Annotated in this window: 25 protein-coding genes; 16 read left to right on the top strand and 9 right to left on the bottom strand. The window is 68.9% G+C overall.

The features are described from left to right. The first annotated feature begins 1,003 nt into the window (after positions 1-1,003). The 4 genes from OXH60_11655 to OXH60_11640 all read left to right on the top strand — a co-directional run bounded on the left by OXH60_11655 (position 1,004) and on the right by OXH60_11640 (position 6,209). Positions 1,004-2,422 (top strand): bifunctional trypsin-like peptidase domain-containing/SEL1-like repeat protein, encoded by a 1,419-nt coding sequence (locus tag OXH60_11655; GenBank protein MDE0712775.1) that lies wholly within the window; start codon positions 1,004-1,006, stop codon positions 2,420-2,422. Between the two features lie 445 nt (positions 2,423-2,867). Beyond that, positions 2,868-5,216, top strand: a complete 2,349-nt coding sequence (locus OXH60_11650) for an ATP-binding protein (protein ID MDE0712774.1) — start codon at positions 2,868-2,870, stop codon at positions 5,214-5,216. A gap of 527 nt (positions 5,217-5,743) precedes the next feature. Continuing rightward, the gene (locus OXH60_11645) at positions 5,744-5,980 is read left to right on the top strand and encodes a helix-turn-helix domain-containing protein (protein ID MDE0712773.1); all 237 of its coding nucleotides are present in this window, start codon (positions 5,744-5,746) and stop codon (positions 5,978-5,980) included. Next, positions 5,973-6,209 (top strand): hypothetical protein, encoded by a 237-nt coding sequence (locus OXH60_11640; protein ID MDE0712772.1) that lies wholly within the window; start codon positions 5,973-5,975, stop codon positions 6,207-6,209. Before OXH60_11645 ends, OXH60_11640 begins: the two co-directional genes overlap by 8 nt. A gap of 49 nt (positions 6,210-6,258) precedes the next feature. Here the strand turns inward: OXH60_11640 and OXH60_11635 are convergent, their stop codons facing one another. Then, positions 6,259-6,732 carry an RNA pyrophosphohydrolase gene (locus OXH60_11635; protein ID MDE0712771.1) on the bottom strand — a complete coding sequence of 158 codons (474 nt, stop codon included), beginning with the start codon at positions 6,730-6,732 and terminating at the stop codon, positions 6,259-6,261. 15 nt (positions 6,733-6,747) lie between these two features. Further along, entirely contained in the window at positions 6,748-8,037 is a 1,290-nt protein-coding gene (locus OXH60_11630) for a S41 family peptidase (GenBank protein MDE0712770.1), read from the bottom strand. 244 nt (positions 8,038-8,281) lie between these two features. Between OXH60_11630 and OXH60_11625 the strand changes: the two genes are divergently transcribed. From OXH60_11625 to OXH60_11610, 4 genes are all read left to right on the top strand, one after another. Continuing rightward, positions 8,282-8,596, top strand: a complete 315-nt coding sequence (locus tag OXH60_11625) for a putative quinol monooxygenase (protein ID MDE0712769.1) — start codon at positions 8,282-8,284, stop codon at positions 8,594-8,596. A gap of 448 nt (positions 8,597-9,044) precedes the next feature. Next, a complete protein-coding gene (dapF, locus tag OXH60_11620) occupies positions 9,045-9,905 on the top strand; it encodes a diaminopimelate epimerase (protein MDE0712768.1) in 861 nt (286 codons plus the stop codon). Then, positions 9,902-11,134: a tRNA (N(6)-L-threonylcarbamoyladenosine(37)-C(2))-methylthiotransferase MtaB gene (gene mtaB, locus OXH60_11615; protein ID MDE0712767.1), complete on the top strand. Its 1,233-nt coding sequence runs from the start codon at positions 9,902-9,904 to the stop codon at positions 11,132-11,134. Before dapF ends, mtaB begins: the two co-directional genes overlap by 4 nt. After that, positions 11,131-11,724, top strand: coding sequence for a septation protein A (locus OXH60_11610; protein ID MDE0712766.1), 594 nt, complete (start codon positions 11,131-11,133; stop codon positions 11,722-11,724). The genes mtaB and OXH60_11610 overlap by 4 nt, the downstream gene beginning before the upstream one ends. Before the next feature lie 49 nt (positions 11,725-11,773). On the opposite strand, the gene OXH60_11605 is transcribed toward OXH60_11610, so the two are convergent. The 3 genes from OXH60_11605 to xseA form a co-directional block, all read right to left on the bottom strand. After that, on the bottom strand, positions 11,774-12,535 hold the full coding sequence (locus tag OXH60_11605; protein MDE0712765.1) for an SDR family NAD(P)-dependent oxidoreductase: 762 nt from the start codon (positions 12,533-12,535) through the stop codon (positions 11,774-11,776). 111 nt (positions 12,536-12,646) lie between these two features. Further along, positions 12,647-13,474: a M23 family metallopeptidase gene (locus tag OXH60_11600; protein MDE0712764.1), complete on the bottom strand. Its 828-nt coding sequence runs from the start codon at positions 13,472-13,474 to the stop codon at positions 12,647-12,649. Further along, positions 13,471-14,925: an exodeoxyribonuclease VII large subunit gene (gene xseA, locus OXH60_11595; GenBank protein ID MDE0712763.1), complete on the bottom strand. Its 1,455-nt coding sequence runs from the start codon at positions 14,923-14,925 to the stop codon at positions 13,471-13,473. Before xseA ends, OXH60_11600 begins: the two co-directional genes overlap by 4 nt. 48 nt (positions 14,926-14,973) lie before the next feature. Between xseA and purD the strand changes: the two genes are divergently transcribed. Further along, positions 14,974-16,236, top strand: a complete 1,263-nt coding sequence (gene purD / locus OXH60_11590) for a phosphoribosylamine--glycine ligase (protein MDE0712762.1) — start codon at positions 14,974-14,976, stop codon at positions 16,234-16,236. Between the two features lie 35 nt (positions 16,237-16,271). On the opposite strand, the gene OXH60_11585 is transcribed toward purD, so the two are convergent. Then, entirely contained in the window at positions 16,272-16,703 is a 432-nt protein-coding gene (locus tag OXH60_11585) for a nucleoside deaminase (protein ID MDE0712761.1), read from the bottom strand. Between the two features lie 101 nt (positions 16,704-16,804). Here OXH60_11585 and OXH60_11580 point away from each other — a divergent pair, with 101 nt between their 5' ends. Further along, positions 16,805-17,488, top strand: a complete 684-nt coding sequence (locus OXH60_11580) for an NUDIX domain-containing protein (GenBank protein MDE0712760.1) — start codon at positions 16,805-16,807, stop codon at positions 17,486-17,488. On the opposite strand, the gene OXH60_11575 is transcribed toward OXH60_11580, so the two are convergent. From OXH60_11575 to OXH60_11565, 3 genes are read right to left on the bottom strand one after another with little or no spacing between them, the layout of a single operon-like run. Continuing rightward, on the bottom strand, positions 17,442-17,807 hold the full coding sequence (locus OXH60_11575; GenBank protein ID MDE0712759.1) for a Rieske 2Fe-2S domain-containing protein: 366 nt from the start codon (positions 17,805-17,807) through the stop codon (positions 17,442-17,444). The two genes, OXH60_11580 and OXH60_11575, sit on opposite strands and share 47 nt — an antisense overlap. Next, complete coding sequence (locus OXH60_11570; protein MDE0712758.1) at positions 17,804-18,229, bottom strand: EVE domain-containing protein; 426 nt, start codon at positions 18,227-18,229, stop codon at positions 17,804-17,806. The genes OXH60_11575 and OXH60_11570 overlap by 4 nt, the downstream gene beginning before the upstream one ends. A gap of 22 nt (positions 18,230-18,251) precedes the next feature. Continuing rightward, on the bottom strand, positions 18,252-18,986 hold the full coding sequence (locus OXH60_11565) for a ubiquinone/menaquinone biosynthesis methyltransferase (protein MDE0712757.1): 735 nt from the start codon (positions 18,984-18,986) through the stop codon (positions 18,252-18,254). 86 nt (positions 18,987-19,072) lie between these two features. Here OXH60_11565 and mutM point away from each other — a divergent pair, with 86 nt between their 5' ends. The 6 genes from mutM (at position 19,073) to dnaN (ending at position 25,764) form a co-directional block, all read left to right on the top strand. After that, entirely contained in the window at positions 19,073-19,903 is an 831-nt protein-coding gene (gene mutM, locus OXH60_11560; GenBank protein MDE0712756.1) for a bifunctional DNA-formamidopyrimidine glycosylase/DNA-(apurinic or apyrimidinic site) lyase, read from the top strand. A gap of 74 nt (positions 19,904-19,977) precedes the next feature. Then, a complete protein-coding gene (locus OXH60_11555) occupies positions 19,978-20,352 on the top strand; it encodes a hypothetical protein (protein ID MDE0712755.1) in 375 nt (124 codons plus the stop codon). 17 nt (positions 20,353-20,369) lie between these two features. Next, positions 20,370-21,143 carry an enoyl-CoA hydratase gene (locus OXH60_11550; protein MDE0712754.1) on the top strand — a complete coding sequence of 258 codons (774 nt, stop codon included), beginning with the start codon at positions 20,370-20,372 and terminating at the stop codon, positions 21,141-21,143. Positions 21,144-21,201: 58 nt separating this feature from the next. Next, positions 21,202-21,465, top strand: a complete 264-nt coding sequence (gene rpsT / locus OXH60_11545; protein ID MDE0712753.1) for a 30S ribosomal protein S20 — start codon at positions 21,202-21,204, stop codon at positions 21,463-21,465. A gap of 460 nt (positions 21,466-21,925) precedes the next feature. Beyond that, positions 21,926-23,239 (top strand): chromosomal replication initiator protein DnaA, encoded by a 1,314-nt coding sequence (gene dnaA, locus OXH60_11540; protein ID MDE0712752.1) that lies wholly within the window; start codon positions 21,926-21,928, stop codon positions 23,237-23,239. A 110-nt stretch (positions 23,240-23,349) separates the two neighbouring features. Beyond that, positions 23,350-25,764, top strand: coding sequence for a DNA polymerase III subunit beta (gene dnaN, locus OXH60_11535; GenBank protein ID MDE0712751.1), 2,415 nt, complete (start codon positions 23,350-23,352; stop codon positions 25,762-25,764). Positions 25,765-25,767 lie beyond the last annotated feature (3 nt).

Raw genomic sequence — 25,767 nt, 5'->3', positions numbered from 1 at the left:
GTCATAAACACTTGCAGCGAGATCCGGGAAGCGCACACGACCACAGGTCCGGCAGGGCAACCGACCGAGCGGAGGTGGGCTGGTGACACCTATCGTTGTGCCGTTGTCAACTGGAATGATCGCAGCTCCCGTCCGAGGTCGTGGCTACGGATGCAGCATAACTACATCAAGACGCGGCAAAAGGCACTTTTCGGAAACAAATGCGCAGTATCTAGACAGAATGCGTAAGTCATAGCTTGTCTGCGCAGCACGTCGTCTGTCGGTTGCCAGGCGCATAAGGGGTCGCGACGCGGCCGCGGGAAGCACCGCGCTTGCGCGGCGGCTGCAAGATTTGAATGGAAATGAGTGGGAAGTCGGAAGATCAGCGCCACCGACGCTGGTCGCCTCCCGTCACGCGGAAGCGCCGCAGGATGAAGTATGGACATCCTGACAAGCAGACGGCGGCGCGGACACCGCGGCGGTTCAATTGGACATGCTGATAGTGGTTACCAAGCAGCCACGGAGAGCAGCTGGTCGGCCCCCTTTCAGGCGCCTTGCCGGCCAGTTAGCGCCCGCAGCTGCGCGGCTCGGGTCGGTGGGATCGGCCTCTAGGCCTCACCGTCCAACCGGCCCCGACCGACCAGCTCAGCGCCTGGCTCGCCCCCGCGTGGCGGTGACCTCGACAACTGCGGTGCGGCGACCAGCCCCCAACCGCTCATGCCCGCCGCTCCGCAACTGCTACCGAGCGCTGGTTTGTTATCGTGCGCTTCGTGACTCGGCGATCAGAAGCCGGGCCGCGGTTCCCGATGGGTTCCGGGAGGTGCGCGGCGAGTGCCGCCGCCCAAGTTCATTCACGGATTCCAAGCCATTTGCACCGTACGGTCGTTTGAGGGAAAAGGTGTTGGGAGCGACCTATGAGGCCCGGCCCGCACTCCCGACCGTCGTCCAACTCGTCGCCACAGGCAACCAGAGCACATTCTTCGGCATGTCGGGCTTCCCAATCCGACGTTGCGGGCGGCTCCAAATGACCAGGACGCTGAGCATCGCCGTGCTTGCGGCATCCGCTGCCCTCGCCTCCGCCGTGCCGTGCGGCATGGTCCACGCACAGGATTTCGGCGAGGAACCGTTCCGTGAGATTTACAGCTACGAGCTTGGACCCAGCGCGCCCGGGAACACCCGCGTCATGTGGGCGGCAGAGCGCGCAAGCCTGCGAAGTGCCCCGGGCACCAGTCATGGAATGGTCGGGCGACAGGGGCCCAGAGTGAGAGTAGCTGCCAGCAGCGAAACGGGCGACCGGATAGGGATTCGAGGGGCTGGCGGCGGTGCAGCCCTTGCCTTCGGGCGACTGCTGACCGAGGCCGGGCCGTCCGACGACGGGGGCATTTCCGGGGATGCCGCCTGCAGACAACCGATCAACGGGTCGGAGGACGCCCGTCGCGCCGTGTGGCGGTTGCAGCGGTGGCGACCGGGTGCGAGCCATGTGAGGTTCAAGGACTATCTGGGAACGGCCTTTGCCGTCGGCCCCAATCGCTTCGTTACCAGCTTCCATGTCCTGTTCGACAATTACGCACGCGGTAACTTCCGCGGCCGTCTGTACCTTTTTCGCAAGGGAAATCCCCCGCTGGTCGAGGTGTCGCAGATAGGCCGTGTCAGCATCACGCGTGACCTGGCCGAGTTCCGAACGGCTGTACCCGTCGATGAGTACCTCGACGTCCGTTGCTGGTCCGAGCCACTAGGGGAGCTGACGGCGGTGGGTTATCGCAACGGAATACTGTCAGCAGGGTCGTCCGTACGGCCGTCTGGCGCCGCGTACAACGATGCCGATCGGTTCGCATTTGCGGTCCCGTCGTCACGGTTTCCGCATCTCATCGGTATGAGCGGAGGTCCGATCCTGAACGACGATGGGTTGGTGGGGGTCACGTTCCTGGGCGCCAGCAATGTCGTCTACGGAATCAAGACAAAGTACGTGCGGCAATTGCTTGCCGGCGATCTGGGCACCGACTGCTCCAAGGCGCGCGAATTGTGGCGCTGTTTCCAGGAGGAGGCGCTTCGGGTGCGCGCGTTGTCCCTGCAGGGCGACCCTTGGGCTCAGTACGAGATGGGGACAGTACTGAAAAGCACCGTCCGTCGGATCGATTCGTCTCTCGGACACGACGTGGAGGCCCTGCTGGAGGCCGCCGAAGGAGGGTTCTGGCGCGCCCAGGTGGAACTGGTGGACATGTACGTCGCCGGCCTCAGGGTCAACCAGAACCTCCCGGAGGCGTTCCGGATTCTTCGTGACCTGGCGTCACGAAACGACATCCCCTCAATGTATGACATGGGCCGCTGGCACTACTTCGGATGGGCTACGCCGACGGACAAGGTTCTGGCCCGCCGGTGGCTGGATGAGGCAGCGCAGCATGACTTTGGCCCTGCCAAGACGTTTCTGAAGCAAAAGTACTAGCGGGGTCTCGCAGACGACGGCGAAGAAGGCCGGTACGGCTTGGCTGCTGGGCACCGCGCCGCCACATCGAGCTCTTGGTGCGACGGCGCTTGGTGCCGGCCCGGCCGGCTACCCGGAAGCGGCCGGGCAGACCTGCCTCGGTTGCATCGAGCCATCGCGAAGCCGGGTCGGCCGCGCACCCCCGTCGTCCTGCGGACACGTTGCTTGGGAACGCGCGACCTCGCCTGAATCCTCGCCTGACTTTGGTGCCGTCACCGAAACCACCGTAGCTTGAACGTATCGGCGTTGACGAAGCTCGTATTCTTTTCGTAAACGCTCGATGAATCCGCTCGATTGCGGTCGATGCGGCGGTACCGGGTCGCCGGGCGCAAGGCGGCCGGGCGACATCGCGTCGAGGACGACCCCGCGCCCGCGTCTGCACCTGGCCGACGAGAGAGGAAACCCAATGACCACGACCGGCGCTTCCGCAAGGGAGATCCAGGCGCTGCGCGAGCGCCTCTCCTCGCTTAGCGCTGCGATCCTGCGCATCAGTGCGAGCCTCGACGTCACCACGGTCCTGCAGGAGGCGGTTGACAGCGCTCGTGCGCTCACCGGCGCGCGCTATGGCCTGATCACGACCGTGGACGACACCGGCACGGCCGTGGATTTCGTCTCCTCCGGTTTGACGAAAGAGGAGCTCCAGCAGCTCATCGAGTGGCCCGACGGGCCGAGGCTCTTTGCGCACTTCCGCAACCTGCCCGGGCCGATCCGGCTGACTGATCTCCCGGATTTCGTCCAGTCGCTCGGGTTCGCAACGGACTTGATGCGTTCGAATACCTTCCAGGGCACGCCCATGCGTCACCGCGGCACGGACGTCGGCAACTTCTTCCTCGCCGAGAAGGAAGGGGCGCCGGCGTTCACCGAGGAGGACGAGGAGGTGCTGGTGCTGTTTGCCTCCCAGGCGGCGACAGCCATCGTCAATGCCCGCACCCACCGCGACGAACAGCGCGCGCGGGCTGACCTCGAGGCGCTGGTCGAGACCTCGCCGGTGGGCGTCGTGGTCTTCGACGCCCAGAGCGGCGAAGCAGTGTTGATCAACCGGGAGGCGCGACGCATCGTCGAGGGCCTGCGCATGCCGGGCCGGCCGGTGGAGGATCTGTTGGGAGTGATTTCCTTCCGGCGGGCCGACGGTCGTGAAGTGTCCCTGAAAGAGTTCTCCTTCGCCCAGCAGCTCCGCATCGGTGAGACGGTGCGTGCCGAGGAGATCGTGCTCTCGGTCCCGGACGGGCGAAGCGTATCAATGCTGGTCAACGGGACACCGATCCATGCCGAGGACGGCACCGTGGCGTCGATGGTCGTGACCATGCAGGACATGGCGCCGCTCAAGGAGCTGGAGCGGCTGCGGGCCGACTTCCTCGGCATGGTGAGCCACGAGCTGCGGGCACCGCTCGCCGCTATCAAGGGTTCGGCTGCCACCCTGCTGGAAGAGGCGTCGGAACTTGATGCGGCCGAGATGCACGAGTTCCATCGCGTCATCCACGAGCAGGCCGGGCATATGCGTGGCCTCATCGGCGCACTGCTTGACGCGGGACGCATCGAGGCGGGCACGCTCTCGGTGTCGCCGGAACCCTCCGAAGTGGCGGCGCTGGTGGACCGGGCGCGGAACACGTTCCTCTCGGGCGGCGGTCGACACACGGTGCTGATGGACCTGCCAGAAAACCTGCCCGGGGTGATGGCCGACCGGCGGCGCGTCGTGCAGGTGCTGAACAACCTGCTGTCCAACGCTGCTCGGCAGTCTCCGGAGTCGGCGCCCATCCAGGTCTCGGCCGCGCGCGAGGGAGTGCATGTCGCGGTCTCGGTTTCTGACAAGGGCCGGGGCATTGCACCCGAGCAGCTGCCCCAACTCTTCCGCAAGTACGCCGGCCCCGACGGCCCGCGCACGACGGCGGGAACCGGCCTTGGGCTTGTCATCTGCAAGGGGCTGGTGGAGGCGCATGGAGGCCGCATCCGGGCCGAGAGCGACGGCCCCGGCCACGGCAGCCGCTTCACGTTCACGCTGCCGGTGGTCGACGACGTTCATGTGAGCGAAGCCGCCCGTAGCGCGGGGCGCCCCCAAGTGTCGGCGCCGCGTGCCCCTGCCCGCATCCTCGTGGTGGACGACGATCCGGAGACGCTGCGCTTCGTGCGCGACGCACTCAGCGCGGCCGACTACGCCCCGCTCGTGACGGGTGATCACGCGGATCTCGCGCAGATCATCCGCGCCGAGAAGCCGAGCCTGGTCCTGCTCGACCTCATGCTGCCCGGGACCGACGGCATCGCGCTGATGCAGGGCGTCCCGGAACTCGCGGAGCTGCCGGTCGTGTTCATCTCCGGTTACGGTCGTGATGAAACCGTGGCCAGAGCCCTCGAGGCGGGTGCCATCGACTACATCGTCAAGCCCTTCTCGCGAACCGAGCTGGTGGCCAGGGTGGCCGCCGCGCTCCGCCGCACCGAACGGCCTGACCCGTTCGTGCTCGGCGCGCTCACCGTCGACTACGATGCGCGCCGCGTCTTGGTGGCCGACCGCGAGGTGACCCTCACCGCCACGGAATACGAGTTGCTGCGCGTGCTCTCGCTGAGCGCCGGACGCGTTGTCACCTACGAGACCCTGATGCGCCAGGTCTGGCGGAACGGGCGCGAGGGGGCCGACATCAATCTTGTGCGCAACTTCGTCAAGAAGCTTCGGGCGAAGCTGGGCGAGGACGCGGCGGATCCGATCTGGATCTTCAACGTGCGGGGCGTCGGCTACCGGATGGCGGGGCAGGACGGCCGCTGACATCGCTGCGCCGTTGCCGCCGCGCTCTGGTCCCTGACGTCCGGGCGGCCGCCGCCTGGGGCGCCGCACTTCGCATGGTCGCGCCGGTGCTGTCGGCGAGGCGTGCCATGCGGCCCGCGTCCCTTCGGTGAAGCTTCTTCTGGGCGTCCGCCGGGATGACGGTCCGCCCACCACGGCTCCCCGGTCCGCAGGAATCCCGCGGGCACCGCGCCTGCTGGGACTAGGCAAGTCGCACACGCTTGGCAGCCCGTCACTGCGAGGGCGGCGTCCCGGCAGGCGCGTTTAGCGGATTCGTCCCGCCAGGCCGGCACCAAGATCGGGCGCAACGCCGAGCCGTCGCAGTGGCGTGGTCTGCCTGACGAACTCCCGCAGATATGGAAACGTTACGGGTTTTCGCCATCTGGATACGCAATAGTGATGGGAAGCTGTGTACCGTTCCTGATCCGGGTCAGTGTTTCGCGCCGGTCTGCTGCACCGGCGCCGGAATGCAGCACGGCGGGATTCGCATGTCGCGATGAGGAATGCTTGTGAATCGATTTGATCAGGCGGCGCTCGGCAACCGATTCCTGCGGCCGCGCGAGGCGGCCGAGATTCTCGGTTTGTCCCCGCGCGCCCTCGACCGCTGGCGGAGCAGGGGGCTCGGACCTGCCTACTACAAGTTCGGGAGTGCGGTCCGATACCGGTTGTCGGACCTCAACGCCTGGGCAGGGACGCGGCAGGACATGGTGAGAGACACGAAGGTCGGTGGGAAAGCAGATGCCTGACTCGACCGTGAACCTGGAGGTCCAGTTCCTCAAGGTGTTGCTCGAGCACTCGGGAGAAGAGGTGTCGACTGCCGCGGTCGCCGAGCAGGCGGGTTGGTCGGCGATCGCCGGCGACGAGGATGCGTGGGCCACTGCGCGCTTCGTCGGCCAGAAGCTGGCGCACGATGGACTGGTGCGATGCTGGCAGGCCGAGGACGGTAGGTGGTACGCGAAGCTCGGACGGGACTAGCCGCCCGCTAGCTCGTCCTGTCCGCGCCGTGCCGCGGAGCGGGACCCGATCAGTTACGCACGGCCGGCGGCAGGACGTCAGCAAACTCGACGAGCAACTCCACGTACATCGCCCGCTTGAAGGGCACGATCAGGTCCGGCAGCTCGCGCGGACACACCCAGCGCCATGCCGAGAACTCGCCACCTGGGCGGATGTCGATTTCCGATTCGGGGCCGGTGTGCCGCATCGCGAACCACTTCTGCCGCTGCCCCCGGTAGCGCCCCTTCCACAGGTTGCCGGCGAGCGCAGCCGGCAGGTCGTAGTGGAGCCAGCCGCGAGATCTGGCGATGACTTCCGCGCAGGCGACCCCCGTTTCCTCCCGAAGCTCACGGAAGGCGGCGGCCTCCGGGTCTTCGCCTTGGTCGATGCCGCCCTGGGGGAGCTGCCAGGCGCCCGCCGTATCGATGCGCTGTCCGACGAACGCCTTGTCGTCCGGATTGAGCAGCAGAATTCCTACGGCCGGCCGGTAGAGACCGTCGTGCATCGGTGGTCGGGCGGGTCAGGCCGCCTTCGGCCGGAAGAGATCCAGGCCGCGGAGCAGGTCGAGCGCCCGCTGCAGCTGATAGTCCTCGACCGCAGGATCGGCGACCACCTCGACGGTTTCGGTCGGCTCCTCGCTGGCCGGGTCCTCGCTGGCCGGGTCCTCGCTGGTCGGGTCCTCGGCCGTGTCCGTGTCCTCGTTCTCGAGGGCGTTCCGGAGCGTGGCCTCGCTCCGGGCGGCGCCGGTCTCCAGGACCTCGATGCGGGCGAGCGGAACCTCGATGTCCGGCGAGATTCCGGTCGACTGGATGGAGCGTCCCTGGGGGGTGTAGTACCGGGCCGTGGTCAGCCGCATGGCGCCGTGTTCGCCGAGCTGGAGGACGGTCTGCACGGAGCCTTTTCCGAAGGTCTTCGTGCCCATCAGAATCGCGCGCCCGTGGTCCTGCAGCGCGCCCGATACGATCTCGCTGGCGCTGGCCGAGCCGCCGTTCACGAGCACCACGATGGGCAGGCCCTCGGCGATGTCCCCGGTGGTCGCGGTGAACTGCTGCTCGGGCTGGTTGCTCCGGCCCCGCGTCGACACGATGACGCCGCGGTCCAGGAAGAAGTCCGCCACCGCGACGGCCTGTGTCAGCAAACCACCCGGGTTGTTCCGCAGGTCCAGCACGATGCCCTGCATGTTGCCGGGCCCGATTTCCGAGCGCAGTTCCTCGACGCTCTTCTTGACGCCGGACTTGGTCTGCTCGGTGAAGGAGCTGATCCTGATGTAGCCGATGTCGCCCTCGGCCCGGGACCGCACCGACTGGACGTGGATGATTTCCCGGACGATGGTGACATCGAACGGCTCGATGCCGGGCCGGCTCACGCGGATCACGATCTCGGTGTTCGGCTCGCCCCGCATGCGGTCGACGGCCTCGGACAGGGTCAGCCCCAGCACGGCCTCATCGTCGATATGGGTGATCAGGTCGCCGGAAAGCACCCCGGCTCGGTAGGCGGGCGTGTCGTCGATGGGCGCGACGACTTTCACGAAACCGTTCTCCATCGTCACTTCGATCCCGAGCCCGCCGAAGCGACCGCTGGTCTGGACCTGCATCTCCTCGAACTGGTCGGCGCTCATGTAGCTGGAGTGGGGGTCGAGTGCCTGCAGCATCCCGTTGAGCGCGGCGTGGATGAGCGTCTGGTCGTCGACCGATTCCACGTAGTCTTGACGAACACGTTGAAAGACTTGGCCAAAGAGGTCCAGCTGCCGGTAGGTTTCACTGCTCGTGGTGCCGGCACTGCTCTGCTGGTTGGGCGCACACGTTCCCATGAGCACCACGAGGAGTGCTGCCAGGGCGCCGGCGCCAAAGTGGAGGCCCGTGCGGGTCAAGCGGGTCACGGTCATGTCAGTGCTAAGGCGCAGGCAAGCCGCCCCGCCTCTCCGATAAGGCAATCTTGAATTTCTAATCTAGTCGGTCGGGACGCGGCGGGCTAGGCCTCACGGGGGCTTGCGACGGGTACGGACCGCGAGTAGCGTCGGGGCGCCCGGAAGCCTTGGAAGTGGAAGAAATTCGATGTCGACGATTCACGTAGTGGCCGTGATCAAGGCCAAGCCCGGCCTGCGCGGAGAAGTTCTCGAAGCGTTTCAGGCCAACGTGCCGGCGGTCCATGCGGAAGACGGCTGCATCGAGTACACGGCGACCGTCGATGCTGACGATGTCGGCCGATTCCAGACCCGCTTCGGAGACGATTCGTTCGTCGTGGTCGAGAAATGGGCGAGCCTCGACGCGCTGATGGCGCACGCCGCGTCGCCGCACATGCGCGAGTACGCGGCCAAGACGAAGGACCTGATCGCCGAGCGCGCGGTGCACGTCCTGACGGCGGCCTGAACTAGGAAGACCGCCGGCCGGCTGAAGCGGCCGGCACGAGCAGGCTGGTCGCGGCTCGCCGAGGTCGGGGCTACCACGTGAACTCCGTTGCCGCCACGGACCGCACCAGGCTGTCACTAGTTGGCGAGCGATCCCGAAGGGGAACAAGCACCGAGAAACCGAGGCCGTGACGAGCGGGCATTCCCCTCCGCCGGCCCGTGGATTGCGGTTCCCATCCCAGTCCGGGTAGGCGGGTTTCCTGCGAACCGAATACGCGGGGCATGAACGTTCCCGCGTTGGCAACCGTGGCTGCAGCGCCCGGCCGGGGCCAGTCTTTGCGCACTGGCCGCGGCCGATGAATGCTTCCTCCGCCTTGCTTCCGACGTCATCGCGGTCTGCCGCAACCGTTGGCAGAGGCCTTCGGCGTCTCTATCTATGCATAGCCGTCCCACCGCTGGCTCTGACCGTCATGACCATCGCGTTTACAAAGATGCACGGGCTTGGCAACGATTTCGTCATCGTGGATGCGCGGCGTCGTTCGCTCGAGCCGGCGCGCGGCCGGATCGCGCAGCTGGCCGAGCGCCGCACGGGGATCGGGTTCGATCAGCTGATTCTGCTTGAACCGGGCGCCGGCGCGGCCGACGTCGCCATGCGCATCTTCAACCGTGACGGGAGTTCCGCCGAAGCCTGCGGCAATGCCGCCCGGTGCATCGGGCGCCTGCTCGCCGACGAGGTCCCCCCGGGACGCGAGGTGCGGATCGACACGCCGGCAGGCGTGATCACGGCACTGCCGCGAACGGACGGACACGTGACGGTCGAACTGGGCCCGCCGGCATTCGACTGGGACCAGATTCCGCTCGCGGCACCGCGGGACACGCTCGACCTCGGCCTCGTCGCCGGCCCCCTGCAGGGCGGCGCTGCCGTCAACGTCGGCAACCCGCACGTGGTCTTCGTTGCCGACCGCCTCCGGGACATCGACCTTGCCAAGCTGGGCCCGGAACTGGAACATCACCCGTTGTTTCCCGAGCAGACGAATGTTGAGGTCATCTGCATGGACCGCGACACGACCACCGGGAACCCGGCCCGCGACCGGATCACGATGCGGGTGTGGGAACGGGGCGCGGGCCTGACCCGGGCCTGTGGCACCGGGGCCTGCGCGGCGCTGGTGGCGGGGCACCGGCTCGGCATCAGCGACCGGTCTGCGGCAGTGCGTTTTCTCGACGGGGGCGTCCTGGACATCGAGTGGCGCGAATCCGATGGACGTGTCTGCATGACCGGTGACGCGGAGCTCAGCTTCCGCGGTGAAGTTCCCGAGGAAGCGCTGCTGTGACGGTCGCCCGGGTGGTCACATTCGGATGCCGGCTGAACCGTCACGAGTCGGAAGTCATCGACCGCCATGCCGCGGCCTCGGGGCTCCGCGACACCGTCATCGTCAACACCTGCGCCGTGACGGCGAGCGCCGTCCGCGAGGCACGGCGGACGGTGCGCCGGGTGCGCCGCGAGACGCCCGACGCCCGCATCGTGGTGACCGGGTGCGCGGCCCAGACCGATCCGGAATCGTTCGTGGCCATGCCCGAGGTCGACGCGGTCGTCGGCAACGAGGAGAAGCTCAGGGCGGCCACCTGGGCGGCGGACCTGCCGGCCGGATCGCGGGTGACGGCGACGGCGGACATCCGGGCCGTGGCCGGGAGCGTGGGCACGCTCACCGGCCGGACCCGGAGCTTTGTGCCCGTGCAGAACGGCTGCGATCACCGCTGCACGTTCTGCATCATCCCGTACGGGCGCGGCCCCAGCCGCAGCGTGCCGCCCGAGGCGGTCGTGGCCGAGGTCCGCGACGCCGTGCGGCGTGGCGTGCCGGAAGTCGTGCTGACCGGCGTGGACCTCACCGATTACGGTGCCGGCCTGGCCAGCCCGGTGACGTTCGGCCAGCTGGTGCGCCGGATCCTCCGCGATGTTCCCGAGCTTCCCCGCCTGCGGCTGTCGTCGGTCGACGCCGCAGAGCTGGACGATGCGCTGATCGGGTGCTTCGCCGAGGAGGCGCGTCTGATGCCGCACCTGCATCTCAGCCTGCAGTCGCACGACCCCATGATCCTCAAGCGCATGCGCCGGCGGCACACGCCGGAGCAGGCCGAGCGCCTGCTGGAGCGGGTCAGGGCAGCGCGCCCGGAGACCGCGTTCGGGGCAGACTTCATTGCGGGCTTCCCCACCGAGACCGACGCCATGTTTGCGAACACGCTGGCCGCCGTGGAACGACTCGGGCTCGTGCACCTTCACGTGTTCCCGTACTCCCCGCGGCCTGACACGCCGGCCGCGCGGATGCCGCAGGTGGCCCCGGAAACCCGGCAGGCGCGCGGCAAGGCCCTGCGCACGGCCGGCGAGCGGATGTTTCGGCGCCGCCTCCGCGACCGCACGGGCACCGTGGCCGCCATCCTGGTGGAGGGCGAGGGCGGACTCGGTTGGACCGAGGATTACCTGCCGGCGGCCGTCCCCGGCGCGGCGCCGGGATCGATCGTTAAGCGGCGGGTCGAGGCCGTGGGCCGAAGGCTGTGCGCCGCATGACGGCGGGAGGGAACGGCCACGCGCTGCCGGGACACGTACGGACGGCGGTCGACTTCGTCCCGCTGCTCGTGTTCTTCGTCGCCAACTACCTCTGGGGCATCCTGCCCGCGACGGGGGTCCTCGTCGTCGCGACCGTCATCGCCACCGTGATCTTGTGGCTGGCCGAACGCCGTATTCCGCCGATCCCGGTGGCAACGGCGGTGCTGGTCGGGTTCTTCGGCGCCCTGACGCTCGTCTTCGACGATGCCTTCTTCATCAAGATCAAGCCGACCGTCGTCTCACTGCTGTTCGCTGCGGTGCTGGCGGGCGGTCTGGCGCGCGGCAAGCTGCTGGTGAAGTACCTGTTCGGTGCCGCCGGAATCCAGCTCCGCGATGCCGCCTGGCGGGTGCTCACGTGGCGATGGATCGGGTTCTTCGTCCTGCTGGCGGTGCTCAACGAAGTGGTCTGGCGGTCGTTCTCGACCGACACCTGGGTGAGCTACAAGGTGTTCGGGATCCTGCCGCTCACCCTGCTGTTCGCCGGCCTCCAGATGCCGCTGATCCTCCGCGAGCAGAAGGCCGCCACGACACCGGGCGAATCGCCGAACTGACACTGGGACCGGACCTGTCCGCGCGACCGGCCGGCGACGCTCCCCGTCCTCAGTAGGTGGCGCGCCCGCCGCTCACGTCGAAGCAGGCGCCCGTGGTGAAACTGCAGCGCGGGCTGGCGACCCACGCGACCATGTCGGCGATCTCCTCGACCGTGCACAGTCGCCCCATCGGAATCCACGCCTGCCGGTCGGCGAGGTAACCCGGATCGAGGCCGTCGAGGAGGGCGGTCTCCGTGAGCGCCGGCGTCACGCAGTTGACGGTCACGCCGGCATCGCAGAGTTCGCGGGCCAGGCCCTTGGTCAGGCCGAGTACGCCCGCCTTGGCCGCTCCGTAGGGGCTGGCCCCCGGGTTCCCTTCCTTGCCGGCGATCGAGGCGACATTGATGATCCGTCCGTACCTGCGTTCGCGCATGTGCGGGATGACCGCCCGGCAGCCGAGGAACACGCCCGTCAGGTCGACCGCCAGGACCCGGTTCCATTCGTCGAGCGAGTACTCGGCCAGCGGCTTCGTCGGGCCGTTGACGCCGGCGTTGTTGACCAGGATGTCGACCCGGCCGAGGGCGTCGAGCGTGGCCGCGAACGCCGCCTGGACGGAGCGTTCGTCGGCGACGTCCGCCTGCCGGCGTTCGGCGAACGGCGCCGGATCCTCAAAGTCGGGGCGGACATCCCACCCGGAAACTACGACCCCGAGCGCCTGCAAACGTCTGGCGATACCGAGGCCGATGCCCCGCCCTGCGCCGGTGACGATGGCCGTGGAGCCCTCGAGTCCGAAGGCCGCATCTGCCGGCGGACGCGGAGCGGTGTCCTGCATGCCGGCCGGTCTACCGCCGGACCGGCCGAACCGCGGCGGGCGCCGCCGCGACCGGGCCTGCGCCGGGTGCCCGACGGGGTCCCCGGCGGACCGTCGGGAAACGCGCCGCCGTCAGTCGCATTGCCGCTGGTTCGGGCCGGCCGGGACGATCAGCTCCGGATCAAGCCGCGCGTTCTGCCAGTTGAACCGCCAGTCCAGGTGGGGGCCGGTGCTTCTCCCGGTCGATCCGACCGTCGCCACAGGGTCTCCCTTGCGGACGCGGTCGCCGCGGTCGACCGAGATCGACGACAGGTGCAGATAGGTCGAGGTCAGGCCCTGTCCATGGGCGATGATCAGCGTCCCGCCGCTGAAGTAGAGGTCGCGCTCGGCCATAGCCACGACGCCGTCGCCGGCTGCCCGGACTTGGGTGCCGCGCGGTGCGGCCAGGTCGATCCCGTAGTGCGGCTGGCGGGGCTCGCCGTTGAGGATCCGCCGGGTGCCGTAGACGCCGGTGATGCACCCGTCGGCCGGCCACTCGAAGCCGTCCAGGTAGTGCGGCGTGATGACCGGCGCGGCGCGAGCTTCGCGGACCCGTTCGGCTTCGTCCCGGATCCGCTGCAGGATGTCGGTGGGCGGGGTGACCAGGCCGGACGGCAGCCCGTCGATCCGCTGTTCGCCGTACTCGCGCTGGGCCACCTGAAGCTCGATGCGCTGCTCCTCCGTCTCGGGCTCGCGGATGCGCAGGACCACGGATCGCGGCGAATCCCGGTGGAACCCGACCAGGAACGAACCGTTCGGCGCCACCGGGATCGGCTTGCCGTCGAGCGATGCCGTGGTGCCGGGCGCGCCCTGCACGAATAGCAGGCCGCCCTCGACGGGCTGGCCGGTCACGGTCGCGGACTGTACCGGAACGGCGGCGAGCAGAAGCAGCAGGGCCGGGGCGGCCGCACGGCCCGTCATGGCTGGGCGTCGGAAATGGGTCCCGGTTCGACGATCCGCGCGGGCGTCGGCTCGCCCGGCGGTGAATCCTGAAACAGCAGCGTCACGGTTTGTCCGGTCGCGAGATCCCCAGCCCGCCGGATCACCGTTTCCTGTTCGCTCTGCACGATCACGAACCCGCGTTCCAGGATCCGCTTGTGGCTGGAAGCTTCCAGCAGCCTGGCCTGCGCGGTCCACCGGCGGCGTGCCTGTTCGACGCGCTGGGCGGCGAGGTCCCGGAGTCGCGCCGCGTCGGCGGTCAGCTGCATGCGCAATCCGGCGTTGCCGAAACGGGCGTCGATGCCCCGGTTAGCCGCGGCGAGCGCGGCGCCGGCGCGCTCGCGCAGGGCGCGTACCTGGTCCGTGGGCGTGCGGAGGCGCCCCGATACCTGTGCGAGCGCCGTGCGGAGGCGCTCGACACGCTGGCCGCCGTCGGCCGTGACCCGGTTCCACGCATGATCGACCCGCTGGGTGAGCCGCTCAATGCGCGTCGAGGGCCGGGCCAGCCGCTGGCGCACCGCCTCGAGGCGATGCTGCCGTGCGGCGGCGGCGCGCTGCAGGCCGGCTGCGAGCCGCGCCGTCGTGGCCATGAGGTTGGCCAGGAGTTCGGCCCGGACGGGCACCGCCATCTCGGCGGCCGCGGTCGGGGTCGGCGCGCGGAGGTCGGCGGCAAAATCCGCGATCGTGGTATCGGTCTCGTGGCCGACCGCCGAGATCACGGGGATCTCCGACGCCGCGATCGCCCGCGCGACGTTCTCCTCGTTGAACGCCATGAGATCTTCGACGCTGCCGCCGCCGCGCCCGACGATCAGGACATCGGGCCGGGGGACCGGACCGTCCTGCCCGAGGCTGTTGAAGAATGCGATCCCGGCCGCGATCTGCTCGGCGGCACCCTCGCCCTGGACGAGCGCCGGCCACAGGACAACCTCGCGCGGGAACCGCTCGCGCAGGCGGTGCAGGATGTCATGAATGACCGCACCCTGCTCGGACGTGACCACGCCGATCACCGACGGCAGGTAGGGGATGGGGCGCTTGCGGTCCTGGTTGAACAGTCCTTCCGCGGCGAGCCGCTCGCGGCGGTCGTGGACCATCTTCAGGAGGGCGCCCTCGCCAGCGACCTCGACCGAATCGACGATCAGCTGGTACTCGGAGCGCTGTCCGTAGGTGCTGACCCGGCCGGTGACGACCACTTCGAGCCCGTCTTCCGGGTGCACCGAGAGACGCTGCGCGGCCGACCGGAAGCAGGCGCACTTGAGGCCGCTGCGGTCATCCTTGAGGGTCCAGTAGAGATGTCCGGCGCTTGAGCGGAAGAAACTGGAGATCTCGCCGCGCACGCGCGCGCGGCTGAATGCCTCTTCCAGCGTGCCCTTGATCTGCTCCGCGAGCTCGCTGACCGAGTACTCGGGTAGGTTGGAGCCGGTGCGCATGTCCATGCGCGGGATACTACTGATCCGGCGCCGGCGCAGGTGGGAGGACCAGCGATGCACATCCTGCTGATTGGGAGCGGTGGTCGCGAGCATGCTCTGGCGTGGGCACTGGCGGCGTCACCCCTGGTGGACCGGTTGTCGTGCGTGCCGGGCAATCCCGGGATGCTCGAGCTGGGCGAGGTGGCCGCGTGCAATCCGGCCGACCCCGCTTCCGTCGTGGCGTTTGCCCGGGAGACGGCGGTGGACCTCGTGGTGCCGGGACCGGAGGCTCCCTTGGTGGCCGGGCTCGTGGACCAGCTGGAGGCGGCCGGCATCCGGGCGTTCGGCCCGACGGCCGCCGCGGCCTGCCTCGAGGGATCGAAGTCCTTCACACGTTCGCTCTGCGCCGAGGCCGGGATCCCCTGCGCGGCCGGCCAATCGTTCGATGCCGCCGACGCGGCGGTCGCCTACATCCGGGCCCAGGCCGCACCGCCAGTGATCAAGGCCGACGGGCTGGCCGCCGGCAAGGGCGTCACGGTGGCCGCCACCATGGGGGAGGCGGTCGACGCGGCGCGCGCAGCCTTCGGTGGACGGTTCGGCGCGGCTGGCCGGCGCGTCGTGGTCGAAGAGCGCATGGAGGGGACGGAGGCCAGCCTGTTCGCGATCGCGGACGGGACCAACGTCCGGATGCTCGCCGACGCACAGGACTACAAGCGCATCGGCGATGGTGATCGGGGGCCGAACACCGGCGGCATGGGCGCGGTATCGCCGGCGCCCGCCATGACCGACGCGCTGCGGGCCGAGGTCATGGAGCGGATCGTTCAGCCTGCCGTGGCCACGATGGCCCGCCGCGGCACCCCGTTCCGGGGCATCCTGTACGCGGGTTTGATGCTCACCGGAGACGGGCCCAAGCTGGTCGAGTTCAACGTCCGGTTCGGGGACCCCGAATGCCAGGCGCTGCTGGTCCGCCTGCGTTCCGACCTGGTGCCGGGACTGGTCGCCGCCCTCGAGGGCGAGCTCGACAACTTCGATCTCCGCTTCCGTCCCGACCCCGCCGTCTGCGTGGTGATGGCGGCGCCGGGCTATCCCGATGCACCGGAGACGGGGAGCGAGATCCGCGGCCTCGCCGCCGCCGAGCAATCGGGGCCTGACGTCCATGTGTTCCAGGCGTCGACGGCCCGCCGCGAGGATCGTCTGGTGGCGGCGGGCGGGCGCGTGCTCGGGGTCACGGCCACCGGTAGCGACGTCGCAGCGGCCCGCCGCGCCGCCTACGCCGGGGTGGCGGCCATCGACTGGCCGGAGGCGGTCTGGCGGCGGGACATCGCCGCCACGGTCTGACCGTTTCACGCGGCGGGCAGGGCCCGGTATTGCCGTCAGGCGCGGAGCGTCCGGAAGAAGTCCCTGAGCAGCTCCGCCGCGGCCCGCTCGCCGACCCCGCCGTAGATCTCCGGCGCGTGGTGGGCACTGGTGCTGTGGAAGATCATCGGGCCGTGCTCGACGCCGCCGCCCTTTGGATCGGCGGCGCCGTAGTAGAGGCGCCGGATGCGGGCCAGCGAGATCGCATGGGCGCACATCGGGCAGGGCTCGAGCGTGACGAAGAGGTCGCAGCCCATGAGGCGGTGTCGGCCAAGGGCGCTTGCCCCTGCGCGCAACACGAGCATCTCCGCATGCGCCGTCGGGTCGCCCAGCGCCTCCACGCGGTTCCCGTCCCGGGCAACGATGCCGTCGTCGTTGGCGAGGACGGCGCCCACCGGCACCTCGCCGCGCTCGGCCGCCCAACGGGCCTCCGCCAGGGCCGCGGCCATCAGGGGATGGTCCGCGAACGTCACCGGTCGCCGATTGCGCCGGCGTCGGTATGGTGTGCGCTGGCGCGGAGGATGACAGCGGGTCCTCCGGGGAGATCTGCATGCCCGAAGTGACCCCTCGCGACGCGGCCACCCTCATCCTGATTCGCAATGCCCCGCAGCAGCCCGAGGTGCTGCTCGGCCGGCGGCAGACGTCGGCACGGTTCATGCCCGGTTTCTACGTGTTTCCGGGCGGCGGGATCGAGCAGGACGACTACCGGGTCGGCGCGGCCAGCGAACTCGCCCCCGAACTGGTCGAGCGGGCCGCGCGGGTGCCCGAATTCGGGGTCGACCGCGAGTACTTCCGGGCCATGGCGTGTGCCGCCGTGCGCGAGACGGTAGAGGAGACCGGCCTGATGCTGAGTGCGCCGGGGGCGATTGGCGAGGACCTGGAGGGCGGCTGGAAGATGATGCAGGCGGCCGGCCTGGCCCCGGCCCTCGAAGCCATGCGCTACGTGGGGCGGGCGATCACCCCGGCCGAGAGCCCGATCCGGTTCCACGCCCGGTTCTTCGCCGCCTCGGCGGACGCGGTCGAGGGCGACCTGCAGCCGACGGCCGAGCTCGATGACGTGGTCTGGGTCCCGCTGTCGGAGACCCTGGATCTGGCCCTCGCGTCCCCGACCCGCTTCATGCTGAAACTGATGATGGATCGGGGCTCGGACCCGGCGCATTTCAAGCATCTGCACCCGACTCCGCTGTTCACGAAGATCGACGGGCGCCGCGAGGTGATCTGGGACCCGGCGTAATACGGGCCAGGCCGTCGGCGACCGCGACACCGACCGGGGTGAGGCGCCGCCCGCGGCACGGCCCCCGAACGCAGAACCCGTCGCTCGTCCGGAACAGCGCCCCGTGGTTGGCACACAGCAGGTGCCGCCCGTCCCGCGCCATGACGCGCCCGGGAATGAGGTCGAGCGGCAGATGCGCATGCGGGCAGTCGTTCCGGAACGCTGCGACCCGCGTGCCGGAGCGCGTGACGATGGTGCCGGGATCGCCCGAGTCCGATCCGGCGAGCAGCCGGGCGCCCCCGTCCGGAATCTCGGCAACGGGGATCGTGAGTTCCGTCACGGCTCGGCGGTAAGGCCCGCCATCGTGCAAAGGAGGTCCCAGTGGGCTTCCGCAACGGGGACCACAGACAACCGGGACTGCCGCACCAGGGCCAGGTCGGCTAGCCGCGGTTCCGCCTTGATCTCGGCGAGCGTGACCGGGTTGGGGACCGTGGTGACCGCGCGTACGTCCACCATGCCGAACCGGCCCGAAGCATCCGTCGGGTCGGGATAGTAGGTCCGGATGACCTCGACCACGCCGACGATGCGCTTCTCGTTGACCGAATGGTAGAAGAAGCCGCGGTCGCCGACGTTCATCGCCTTCATGTTGTTGCAGGCTTGGTGGTTGCGGACCCCGTCCCATTCGCAGCCCTTGTCGCCGCATTTCACCTGGTCGTCCCATGACCAGGCCCCGGGTTCCGATTTGAAGAGCCAATACGCCATCGTGGTGACCTCCGGTCCGGGCTCAGGTGCGCCGGGCGCTGTACAGGCAGGCGATCCCCCCGGCATACCGATTCACGCGGATCGTGCCGAGCCCGGCATCGCCGAGCTCGGTGGTCATCGCTTCGGGGGTGAGGAACCGCCGGATGCTTTCCGCCAAGTACTCGTACGCGTCGCGCCGGCCGGCCACGGCGTGGCCGAGCCACGGCACCACCTCGAACAGGTAGCGCTCGTAGAGCGTGTCCAGCCACCGGGCCTGCGGCGCGAACTCCAGCGCGAGGAACCGCCCGCCTGGGCGCAGCACGCGGCGGACTTCCCGGAGCGAACTCCCCAGCTCGGCGAAGTTGCGCAGTCCGAAAGCGCACACGACCTGCGAGAACGTCCGGTCCTCGAACGGCAGGGACGCCGCGTCAGCGCAGATCCAGTGCGGTTCGCGGACCAGGCCCCGGTCGAACGCACGCCCGCGGCCGACGCCGAGCATGTCGGCCGAGGCGTCCGCCACGACGACCGCCGCGCCCCTGAACCGCCGGCGGATCCGAAACGCCATGTCACCGGTGCCGCCGGCCAGATCGAGGGTTCGGCTGGCGTCCCGCTTCGTCATCCGCAACATCAGGTCCTGCCGCCAGACCCGGTGCAGGCCGGCGGACATCAGGTCGTTCATCAGGTCGTAGCGGGCGGCCACGCCGGCAAACACGTCGCCGACCAGCACGCGCTTTTCCGAGCGCCCAACATCGCGAAATCCGAACGGCACCGTCTGCATGGCCGGACCATAGGGCATTCATCGGCCGGACGGCAGTCGCGGTGCGGCTGGCCTATCGTGCCGGGACGGAGCGGGCGGAGGAGCGCATGCCGGAACTGCCAGAGGTAGAAACCGTCTGCCGGGGGCTCCGGGACCGGGTCTACGGCTACACCGTGGGCAGCGTCACGCTGCGTGGGCCCGGTCTCCGGTTCCCGTTTCCGCCGGATTTCGCCGCCCTGATCACCGGCGCCCGCATCGTCGCCGTCCGTCGCCGCGCCAAGTACGGGATCATCGTGCTGGAAGCCGCACCTGCGATCCTGTTCCATCTCGGCATGTCGGGGCGGTTCCTGCTGGAGCCGGCGCCGTTCCCGGCGCCCGGCCCGCACGACCACGCCGCGCTCGACCTCATCTCGCCGCTCGGCGCGTCCCTCAGGCTGACGTTCCGCGATCCGCGCCGCTTCGGCTCGCTCGACCTCCTGCCGGACGCTGCCACCGCGGACCACCCACGCCTCCAGGACCTGGGCCCCGAACCCCTCAGCATCACCGGCCCCGAGCTGCGCGCGGTCCTGCGCGGGCGCGAGGCGCCGATCAAGGCGGCGCTGCTGGATCAGCGGGTGCTCGCGGGTCTCGGCAACATCTATGCCTGCGAGGCGCTGTTTCGTGCCCGGATCAGCCCGCGTCGGCGCGCCGGCACGATCGGCCCCGGCCGTGCGGAAGCGCTGGCCGCGGGCGTTCGCACGGTCCTGGCCGATGCCATTCGCGCCGGCGGCTCGACGCTCCGGGATCACGCACAGATCGGCGGCGAGGAAGGCTGGTTCCAGCGCCAGCTCCTGGTCTACGGGCGCGGCGGCGAGGCCTGCGTCGAGTGCGCGCGCCCGATTCGCCAGTTCCGCCAGGGCGGGCGATCCACCTTCCACTGTCCGACGTGCCAGCGCTAGGAGGCAGGCAGCGGCCGACTGTGTCAGATTCCGGGAAGGCCGGCCGAAAGCGGCGCAGCGCGGGAACGGAGAACATGAGGCGATCATGGCAAGCGGGCGTCCTGGCCCTTGGACTGACCGTCGGGGCCGGCGAGACCCGGGCCGACGGGTTTCTGTCGTGCGTCGACCAGCTGCCGCTGGCCCCCGGGCTCGTGGAGACGGCGGACAGCTGCCTCAACTTTGACACCGCGGCGGGGCGCGTGGCCCAGGCCGAAGCGCGTGGCGTGGTGCCGGTCACGGAGGTCCGGGCGTTCTATCGCTCGGTCCTCCCGGCGTTCGGCTGGAACCTGCTGGACCCCGACGCGCTCGATGCGATCCGGTCCGGGGAGCGGCTGAAGATCTCGGTCGAGGTGATGGCAGGCAACGAGTTGCGGGTTCACTATGCTCTCGCGCCGTCGCCCGGACACTAGACAGGAGGACATCCAGCATGCCGTTCAACTGCATCAAGACCGAGATCAGGGGCCGCGTCGGGCTGATCACGCTGGATCGCCCGAAGGCGCTGAACGCCATCAACGCCGAACTGGTTGGTGAGCTGGCGACGGCCCTTGACGGGTTCGAGAGCGATGACGGCGTCGGGGCGATGGTCCTGACAGGGTCCGAGAAGGCATTCGCGGCCGGGGCGGACATCAAGGAAATGCTGGCCAAGGAATTCGTCGACGTGGTGCGGCATGACTTCATTCAGCCCTGGGAATGCCTGTCCCGCTGCCGCAAGCCGATCGTGGCGGCGGTGTCGGGCTATGCGCTCGGGGGCGGCTGCGAGATCGCGATGATGTGCGACATCGTGCTCGCCGCCGATACCGCCCGCTTCGGCCAGCCGGAGATCCTGCTCGGCACCTTTCCCGGTGCGGGCGGGACCCAGCGGCTCCCGCGCGCGGTCGGCAAGGCGAAAGCCATGGAGATGGTCCTGACGGGCCGCATGATGGACGCGGAGGAGGCCGAACGCGCCGGCCTGGTCAGCCGGGTCGTCCCGGCAGCGGAGCTGCTGGACGAGGCCATGAAGGTGGCCGCCAAGATTGCGGAGCAGTCCCTGCCGTCCGTGATGATGGCCAAGGAGTCGGTGGACCGGGCGTACCAGCTGACGCTCGACGAGGGGATCCGGTTCGAGCGGCGCCTGTTCCAGTCGACTTTCGCCACCGAGGACCGCCGCGAGGGGATGCGGGCGTTCGCCGACAAGCGCAAGCCCGACTTCAAGAATCGTTGACCCTGGACCGAAAGGGCGCTAGGAACGCGTCGCTCCCACGTAGTTTTCGGAGAATCCCATGGCGCATCACGCGTCCGCGAAGAAACGCATCCGTACCAACGGTCGCCGCCGGAAGATCAACCGCAACCGGATGAGCCGTGTCCGCACGTTCGTGCGGAAGGTCGAGGAAGCGCTCGAGGCCGGCAACCACGAGACAGCGCACGAGGCACTGCGTGGTGCCGAACGGGAAATGCGGCGTGGCGTGAATAAGGGCGTGCTGCGGCTGGGTGCCGTGTCGCGCAAGGTGTCCCGCCTGAACGCCCGCGTGCGGGCGCTCGCCTGAACCAGCGGCGGCCGGCGCCGCAGCGCAACGATCGGTCCGGGCGGACCGGTCCGCTCCCCGCGGACCGCCGGTCCGGACCGCGCCGACCGAACATTTGTTCGGGCCCCCGGGAGGCCTGAAACAACCGTTTTGCTATAGGACCCAACGAATCGCTTATTTGACGAACACAGGACCCTGATCGACGTTTTCTTGGCGAGCAATCTATTTCTTCCGGCATCGTCCAGATTTGACAAAGAATTTGCGTTTCGGTGACAGAAATGGGTCAGGTTGCTGAAATGCCCCGCTTGTGCGAGGTCTCGGCCCGGTCCTATTCTGGCCAAGCGTTGCAGGAGCAAGGCGCTTCCCCAGAAGTCTATTAACAGACGGTTTCGCATAGGTTTTTGTGGGCTTAGTCGGCGCTCCTGCCGGGTTGGGTGCGGCCTTGGCAATTGGTGCCAGGACCGGAAGGGAGGAGCGCCGGATGGACGGACACTGCTGGCATGCGGCGCAATCCCGACTCCGTGACGAGATCAGTCCGGCGGCCTTCGAAAACTGGCTGTTGCCGCTGCAACCGGTAGGTCCGGGAATCGACCCGCTGGTCCTCGCGGCACCGTCGGAATTCCATCGGCAGTGGGTGCGGAGCCAGTATCTCGGGCAGATCCTGTCCAGCTGCTCGGCGGCGGACCCGTCGGTGCGGCGCGTCGAGATCGTCGTCAAGGAGGACGGGACGGCCGCGCCAGGGGAGGCGCCACCGTCGGCAGCGCCCTCGCATGTCGGCAGCGTGCTCGATCCGCAGCGGACGTTCGACTCCTTCGTGGTCGGCGCGAGCAACCAGGTCGCCTACGCCGCCGCCCGGCGGGTGGCCGAGGGGCGGACCAGCGGCAACCGGAACCTCCTGTTCTTCTCCGGGGGCGTCGGCCTCGGCAAGACGCATCTGATGCACGCGATCGCCTGGGAGATCATCGGGCGCGGGAAACGCAACGTCGCCTATTTGTCCTCCGAGAAGTTCACGTCGGAGTTCGTGGCGGCGCTCCGCGCGAAGGACACCGACGCGTTCAAGCGGCGCTTCCGGACCGTCGATGTCTTCATGGTCGACGACGTGCAGTTCCTGGCCAGCCGGGTCCAGACCCAGGAGGAGTTCTTCCACACCTTCGATGCGCTCTCGAACGAGGGGAAGCAGATCGTCGTCTCGGGCGACCGGGCGCCGGTGGACATGGAGGACGTCGACCGGCGGCTGCGTTCACGGCTCGGCGGCGGTCTCCTGGCCGAGCTGCGCTCGACCACCTACGAGCTGCGCCTCAGCATCCTGCAGCGGCACCGCAGCCGCTACGACGAGGTCAGTGTTCCCGACGCGGCGCTCGAGTTCCTGGCCACGAAGATCACGAATGACATCCGCGAGCTGACCGGGGCACTGGCGCGCGTCGTTGCGCACGCGGAGTACGAGAAGCGCCCGGTGACGCTCGATCTGGTGCGCGACGCGCTCCCCGACTTGCTGCGCGCCAACCAGCGCCGGGTGACGGTGGAGGCCATCCAGAAGGCGGTCACGGAGTACTACGGCCTGCGCCGGGGGGACCTTGTCTCGGCCCGCCGCGAGCGCCGCATCGTGGGCCCGCGCCAGGTGGCGATGTGGCTCTGCAAGCAGCTCACGCCGATGAGCCTTCCGGACATCGGCGGCCGGTTCAACCGCGACCATTCCACTGTGGTGCATTCCACGCGGCGGGTCGACGAACGGCTCGCGAACGAGCCCGTGCTGGTGGAGGACGTCGAGAAGCTGAAGCACTGGATTCTAGACTGATTCCAGGTGCAAGAAGGGGCGCGTCCTGCTAAACTGACGCCCCTGAAGACTCGTCGCGAAAAGACGTGTGGCTGCACCGGCCGCAGGGCCGGTTCCGATCACGTGATTCCATGAAATTTACGCTTGATCAAAAGGATCTGCTGGCGCCTCTGAAGCACGTGTACGGGGTGGCGGAACGCCGCGACCGCACGCGCGCGCCGATCCTCGCCCACACGTTGATTCGGGCGCAGCGCGGCGCGGACGGGGAGAACGGCACGATCGCATTCGACGCCTGCGATGACGAGGTCCTCTACGAATCCGAACGGCTGACGGGCACGGTCGAGGAGGAGGGCGAGGCCACCGTCGAGGCGCATCTCCTGCACGACCTGGTGAACCGGATTCCGCGCAACACGGCGATCCAGGTGCGGATGACGCCGGTCGCCGAAGCGGCCGGCTCGGAACCCGACGGGGCCGTTACCGAGCTGCCGGATTCCTTGGGCGGAGAACCCGAAAAGCGGGTGATCATCGAAGCAGGCGGGAGCACGTTTGCCCTGCCCTCACTGGCCCCGGGCGACTTCCAGAAGTTCGCCGAGCCGCCCGAGGATGCGCCGCTGCAGTTGCCCGCCGCGGAGCTCCGGCGGCTGATCGATTCCTGCCGGGTCTCGATGTCGGACGACGATGCGCGGCTCCACCTCAACGGGATCTTCATGCATACCGCCGACGAGGACGGGAAGACGCTGCTGCGGGCGGCGGCCACCGACGGACATCGGCTCGCATGCTCGGCGCACGTGCTGGAGGCGGGCGGCGGCGCGATCAAGGACGGGATCACGCTGCCCAAGAAGGCGGTCGAACAGGTGGACGGCCTCCTGCGCAATGCGGACGGCGACGTGGCACTGTGGTCGGGCGACAACCTGCTGCGACTGGACGTCGGCTCGGTGTCCATGACCGCGCGTCTGAGCCAGGGGGGCTTCCCCGACTACCGGCGCGTGATCCCCCAGTCGCTCGAAAACCGCCTGCAGGTCAACCGGCAGTCCCTGCTGCAGGCCATCGACCGGCTGAGCGCCGTGACCGATCCCAAGAGCCGCGGGATCACCTTTCAGTTGGGCGGCGACACGCTCATCCTGAGCGCGGGCAATCCGGCCAGCGGCCTCGGCCGCGAGCTGATCAACGTCAAGTACGAAGGCAAGGCGCTGGCCATCGGCTTCAACGGCGACTACGTGACGGCCTGCTGCCGCGTGATCCCCGACTCGGAACTCGTCCTGGAGTTCGACAGCCCCAAGCACGCGGCGGTCATCCGAGGCGCCACCAGCGACGAGACGGTGCACGTGGTCATGCCGCTCAACGTGTCTGCGCAGGGACATGCAGCGCTCCTGCGCGAAGTCGGCGCCGGATCCGACGCCGGCCTGCGGTTCACCCAGGGGCGAAGCGCCCTGCTGGCGCCCCTGGCGCACATGCACGGCGTGGTCGAGCGGGTCGGGACCCGCCCGATCCTCTCGCACGTGCTGATCCGGGCAGAGGCGGGCAGCGTCGTGTTCGACGCCGGCGACAATCAGGTGCTGTACGAATCCGAACGCTTGGCTGCCCAGGTCGAGAGCGCCGGCGCGGCCACCGTCGAGGCACCCCTTTTCTACAGTGTCGTCGGCAAGCTGCCGGAGGGCGTGGACGTGCGCGTCTCCCTGGCCCCGGGCAGCGATTCGGATGGCGACGGCGCATGGCTGGTCGTTGATGCCGGGCAGAGCAAGTTCATTCTGCCGTCGCTGCCGACCGACGATTTTCCGACGCTGCACGATCTGGAGTGGCAGCAGGTGTTCGAACTGCCCGTTTCGGACCTGCGGCAGCTCCTGAGCTGGTGCCGGATCTCGATGTCGGGAGATCCGGCCCGCATGCACCTGAACGGCATCTTCCTGCACACCGTGGAAGACGGCGGGCAGCATCTCCTCCGGGCCGGCGCCACCGATGGCCATCGCCTGTCGCAGGCCGCATGCCAGTGCCCGCCGGGGGCGGAGACGCTGGCGGAGGGCGTGACGTTGCCGCGCAAGGCGGTCGAGCAGATCGAGCGGCTGCTGGCGGACTCGGACGGCGCCGTGGGCGTGGGCATGGGGAACGGCTGGATGCGGCTCGCGGTCGCGGATGTCGTGGTCGTCACCCGCCTGCACGAGAGCAAGTTCCCCGACTATCAGCGCGTGATTCCGACGACGTGCAACAGCACGCTGCAGATCAACTGCGGGGCCCTTCAACGGGGCCTCGAACGGTTGGCCCTCGTGGCCGACAAGAAGAGCCGGGCGATCCGGTTCGAACTGAGCGAGGAGAGTCTCACCGCGAGCGCTGGCGACCACCAGCACGGCGCGGGGCGGGAGGTCTTCGAGGGCTCGTTCCGGGGCGACCCGGTCGTGATCGGGTTTCGGTCCGAATACCTCATGGAGTTTTGCCAGACCGCGCAGGGCGACGAGATGATCATCGAGTTCCAGGCCTCCGGCCAGCCGGCGGTGATCCGCGACACCGGAGAGGTCGGCAGGCTGCACGTCATCATGCCGATAAGGGTCTGACCA

It is taken from the genome of Rhodospirillales bacterium (genome assembly GCA_028824295.1).
Lineage (GTDB): Bacteria > Pseudomonadota > Alphaproteobacteria > TMED109 > TMED109 > VXPW01.
The sequence above is the reverse complement of the archived record's forward strand: the minus strand, read 5'-3'. Positions and strand labels throughout refer to the sequence as shown.

What these genes read in the sequence shown, in the direction of transcription:
- OXH60_11555 (MDE0712755.1), top strand. Translation starts at nt 19,978, where the DNA reads ATGAGGCGATCATGGCAAGCGGGCGTCCTGGCCCTTGGACTGACCGTC.
- purD (MDE0712762.1), top strand. Translation starts at nt 14,974, where the DNA reads ATGCACATCCTGCTGATTGGGAGCGGTGGTCGCGAGCATGCTCTGGCG.
- OXH60_11655 (MDE0712775.1), top strand. Translation starts at nt 1,004, where the DNA reads ATGACCAGGACGCTGAGCATCGCCGTGCTTGCGGCATCCGCTGCCCTC.
- OXH60_11605 (MDE0712765.1), bottom strand. Translation starts at nt 12,535, where the DNA reads ATGCAGGACACCGCTCCGCGTCCGCCGGCAGATGCGGCCTTCGGACTC.
- OXH60_11585 (MDE0712761.1), bottom strand. Translation starts at nt 16,703, where the DNA reads ATGGCCGCGGCCCTGGCGGAGGCCCGTTGGGCGGCCGAGCGCGGCGAG.
- OXH60_11635 (MDE0712771.1), bottom strand. Translation starts at nt 6,732, where the DNA reads ATGCACGACGGTCTCTACCGGCCGGCCGTAGGAATTCTGCTGCTCAAT.
- OXH60_11650 (MDE0712774.1), top strand. Translation starts at nt 2,868, where the DNA reads ATGACCACGACCGGCGCTTCCGCAAGGGAGATCCAGGCGCTGCGCGAG.
- mutM (MDE0712756.1), top strand. Translation starts at nt 19,073, where the DNA reads ATGCCGGAACTGCCAGAGGTAGAAACCGTCTGCCGGGGGCTCCGGGAC.
- OXH60_11580 (MDE0712760.1), top strand. Translation starts at nt 16,805, where the DNA reads ATGCCCGAAGTGACCCCTCGCGACGCGGCCACCCTCATCCTGATTCGC.
- OXH60_11630 (MDE0712770.1), bottom strand. Translation starts at nt 8,037, where the DNA reads ATGGGAACGTGTGCGCCCAACCAGCAGAGCAGTGCCGGCACCACGAGC.
- OXH60_11600 (MDE0712764.1), bottom strand. Translation starts at nt 13,474, where the DNA reads ATGACGGGCCGTGCGGCCGCCCCGGCCCTGCTGCTTCTGCTCGCCGCC.
- dapF (MDE0712768.1), top strand. Translation starts at nt 9,045, where the DNA reads ATGACCATCGCGTTTACAAAGATGCACGGGCTTGGCAACGATTTCGTC.
- dnaN (MDE0712751.1), top strand. Translation starts at nt 23,350, where the DNA reads ATGAAATTTACGCTTGATCAAAAGGATCTGCTGGCGCCTCTGAAGCAC.
- OXH60_11625 (MDE0712769.1), top strand. Translation starts at nt 8,282, where the DNA reads ATGTCGACGATTCACGTAGTGGCCGTGATCAAGGCCAAGCCCGGCCTG.
- OXH60_11570 (MDE0712758.1), bottom strand. Translation starts at nt 18,229, where the DNA reads ATGGCGTATTGGCTCTTCAAATCGGAACCCGGGGCCTGGTCATGGGAC.
- OXH60_11640 (MDE0712772.1), top strand. Translation starts at nt 5,973, where the DNA reads ATGCCTGACTCGACCGTGAACCTGGAGGTCCAGTTCCTCAAGGTGTTG.
- rpsT (MDE0712753.1), top strand. Translation starts at nt 21,202, where the DNA reads ATGGCGCATCACGCGTCCGCGAAGAAACGCATCCGTACCAACGGTCGC.
- OXH60_11610 (MDE0712766.1), top strand. Translation starts at nt 11,131, where the DNA reads ATGACGGCGGGAGGGAACGGCCACGCGCTGCCGGGACACGTACGGACG.
- OXH60_11565 (MDE0712757.1), bottom strand. Translation starts at nt 18,986, where the DNA reads ATGCAGACGGTGCCGTTCGGATTTCGCGATGTTGGGCGCTCGGAAAAG.
- OXH60_11550 (MDE0712754.1), top strand. Translation starts at nt 20,370, where the DNA reads ATGCCGTTCAACTGCATCAAGACCGAGATCAGGGGCCGCGTCGGGCTG.
- xseA (MDE0712763.1), bottom strand. Translation starts at nt 14,925, where the DNA reads ATGGACATGCGCACCGGCTCCAACCTACCCGAGTACTCGGTCAGCGAG.
- dnaA (MDE0712752.1), top strand. Translation starts at nt 21,926, where the DNA reads ATGGACGGACACTGCTGGCATGCGGCGCAATCCCGACTCCGTGACGAG.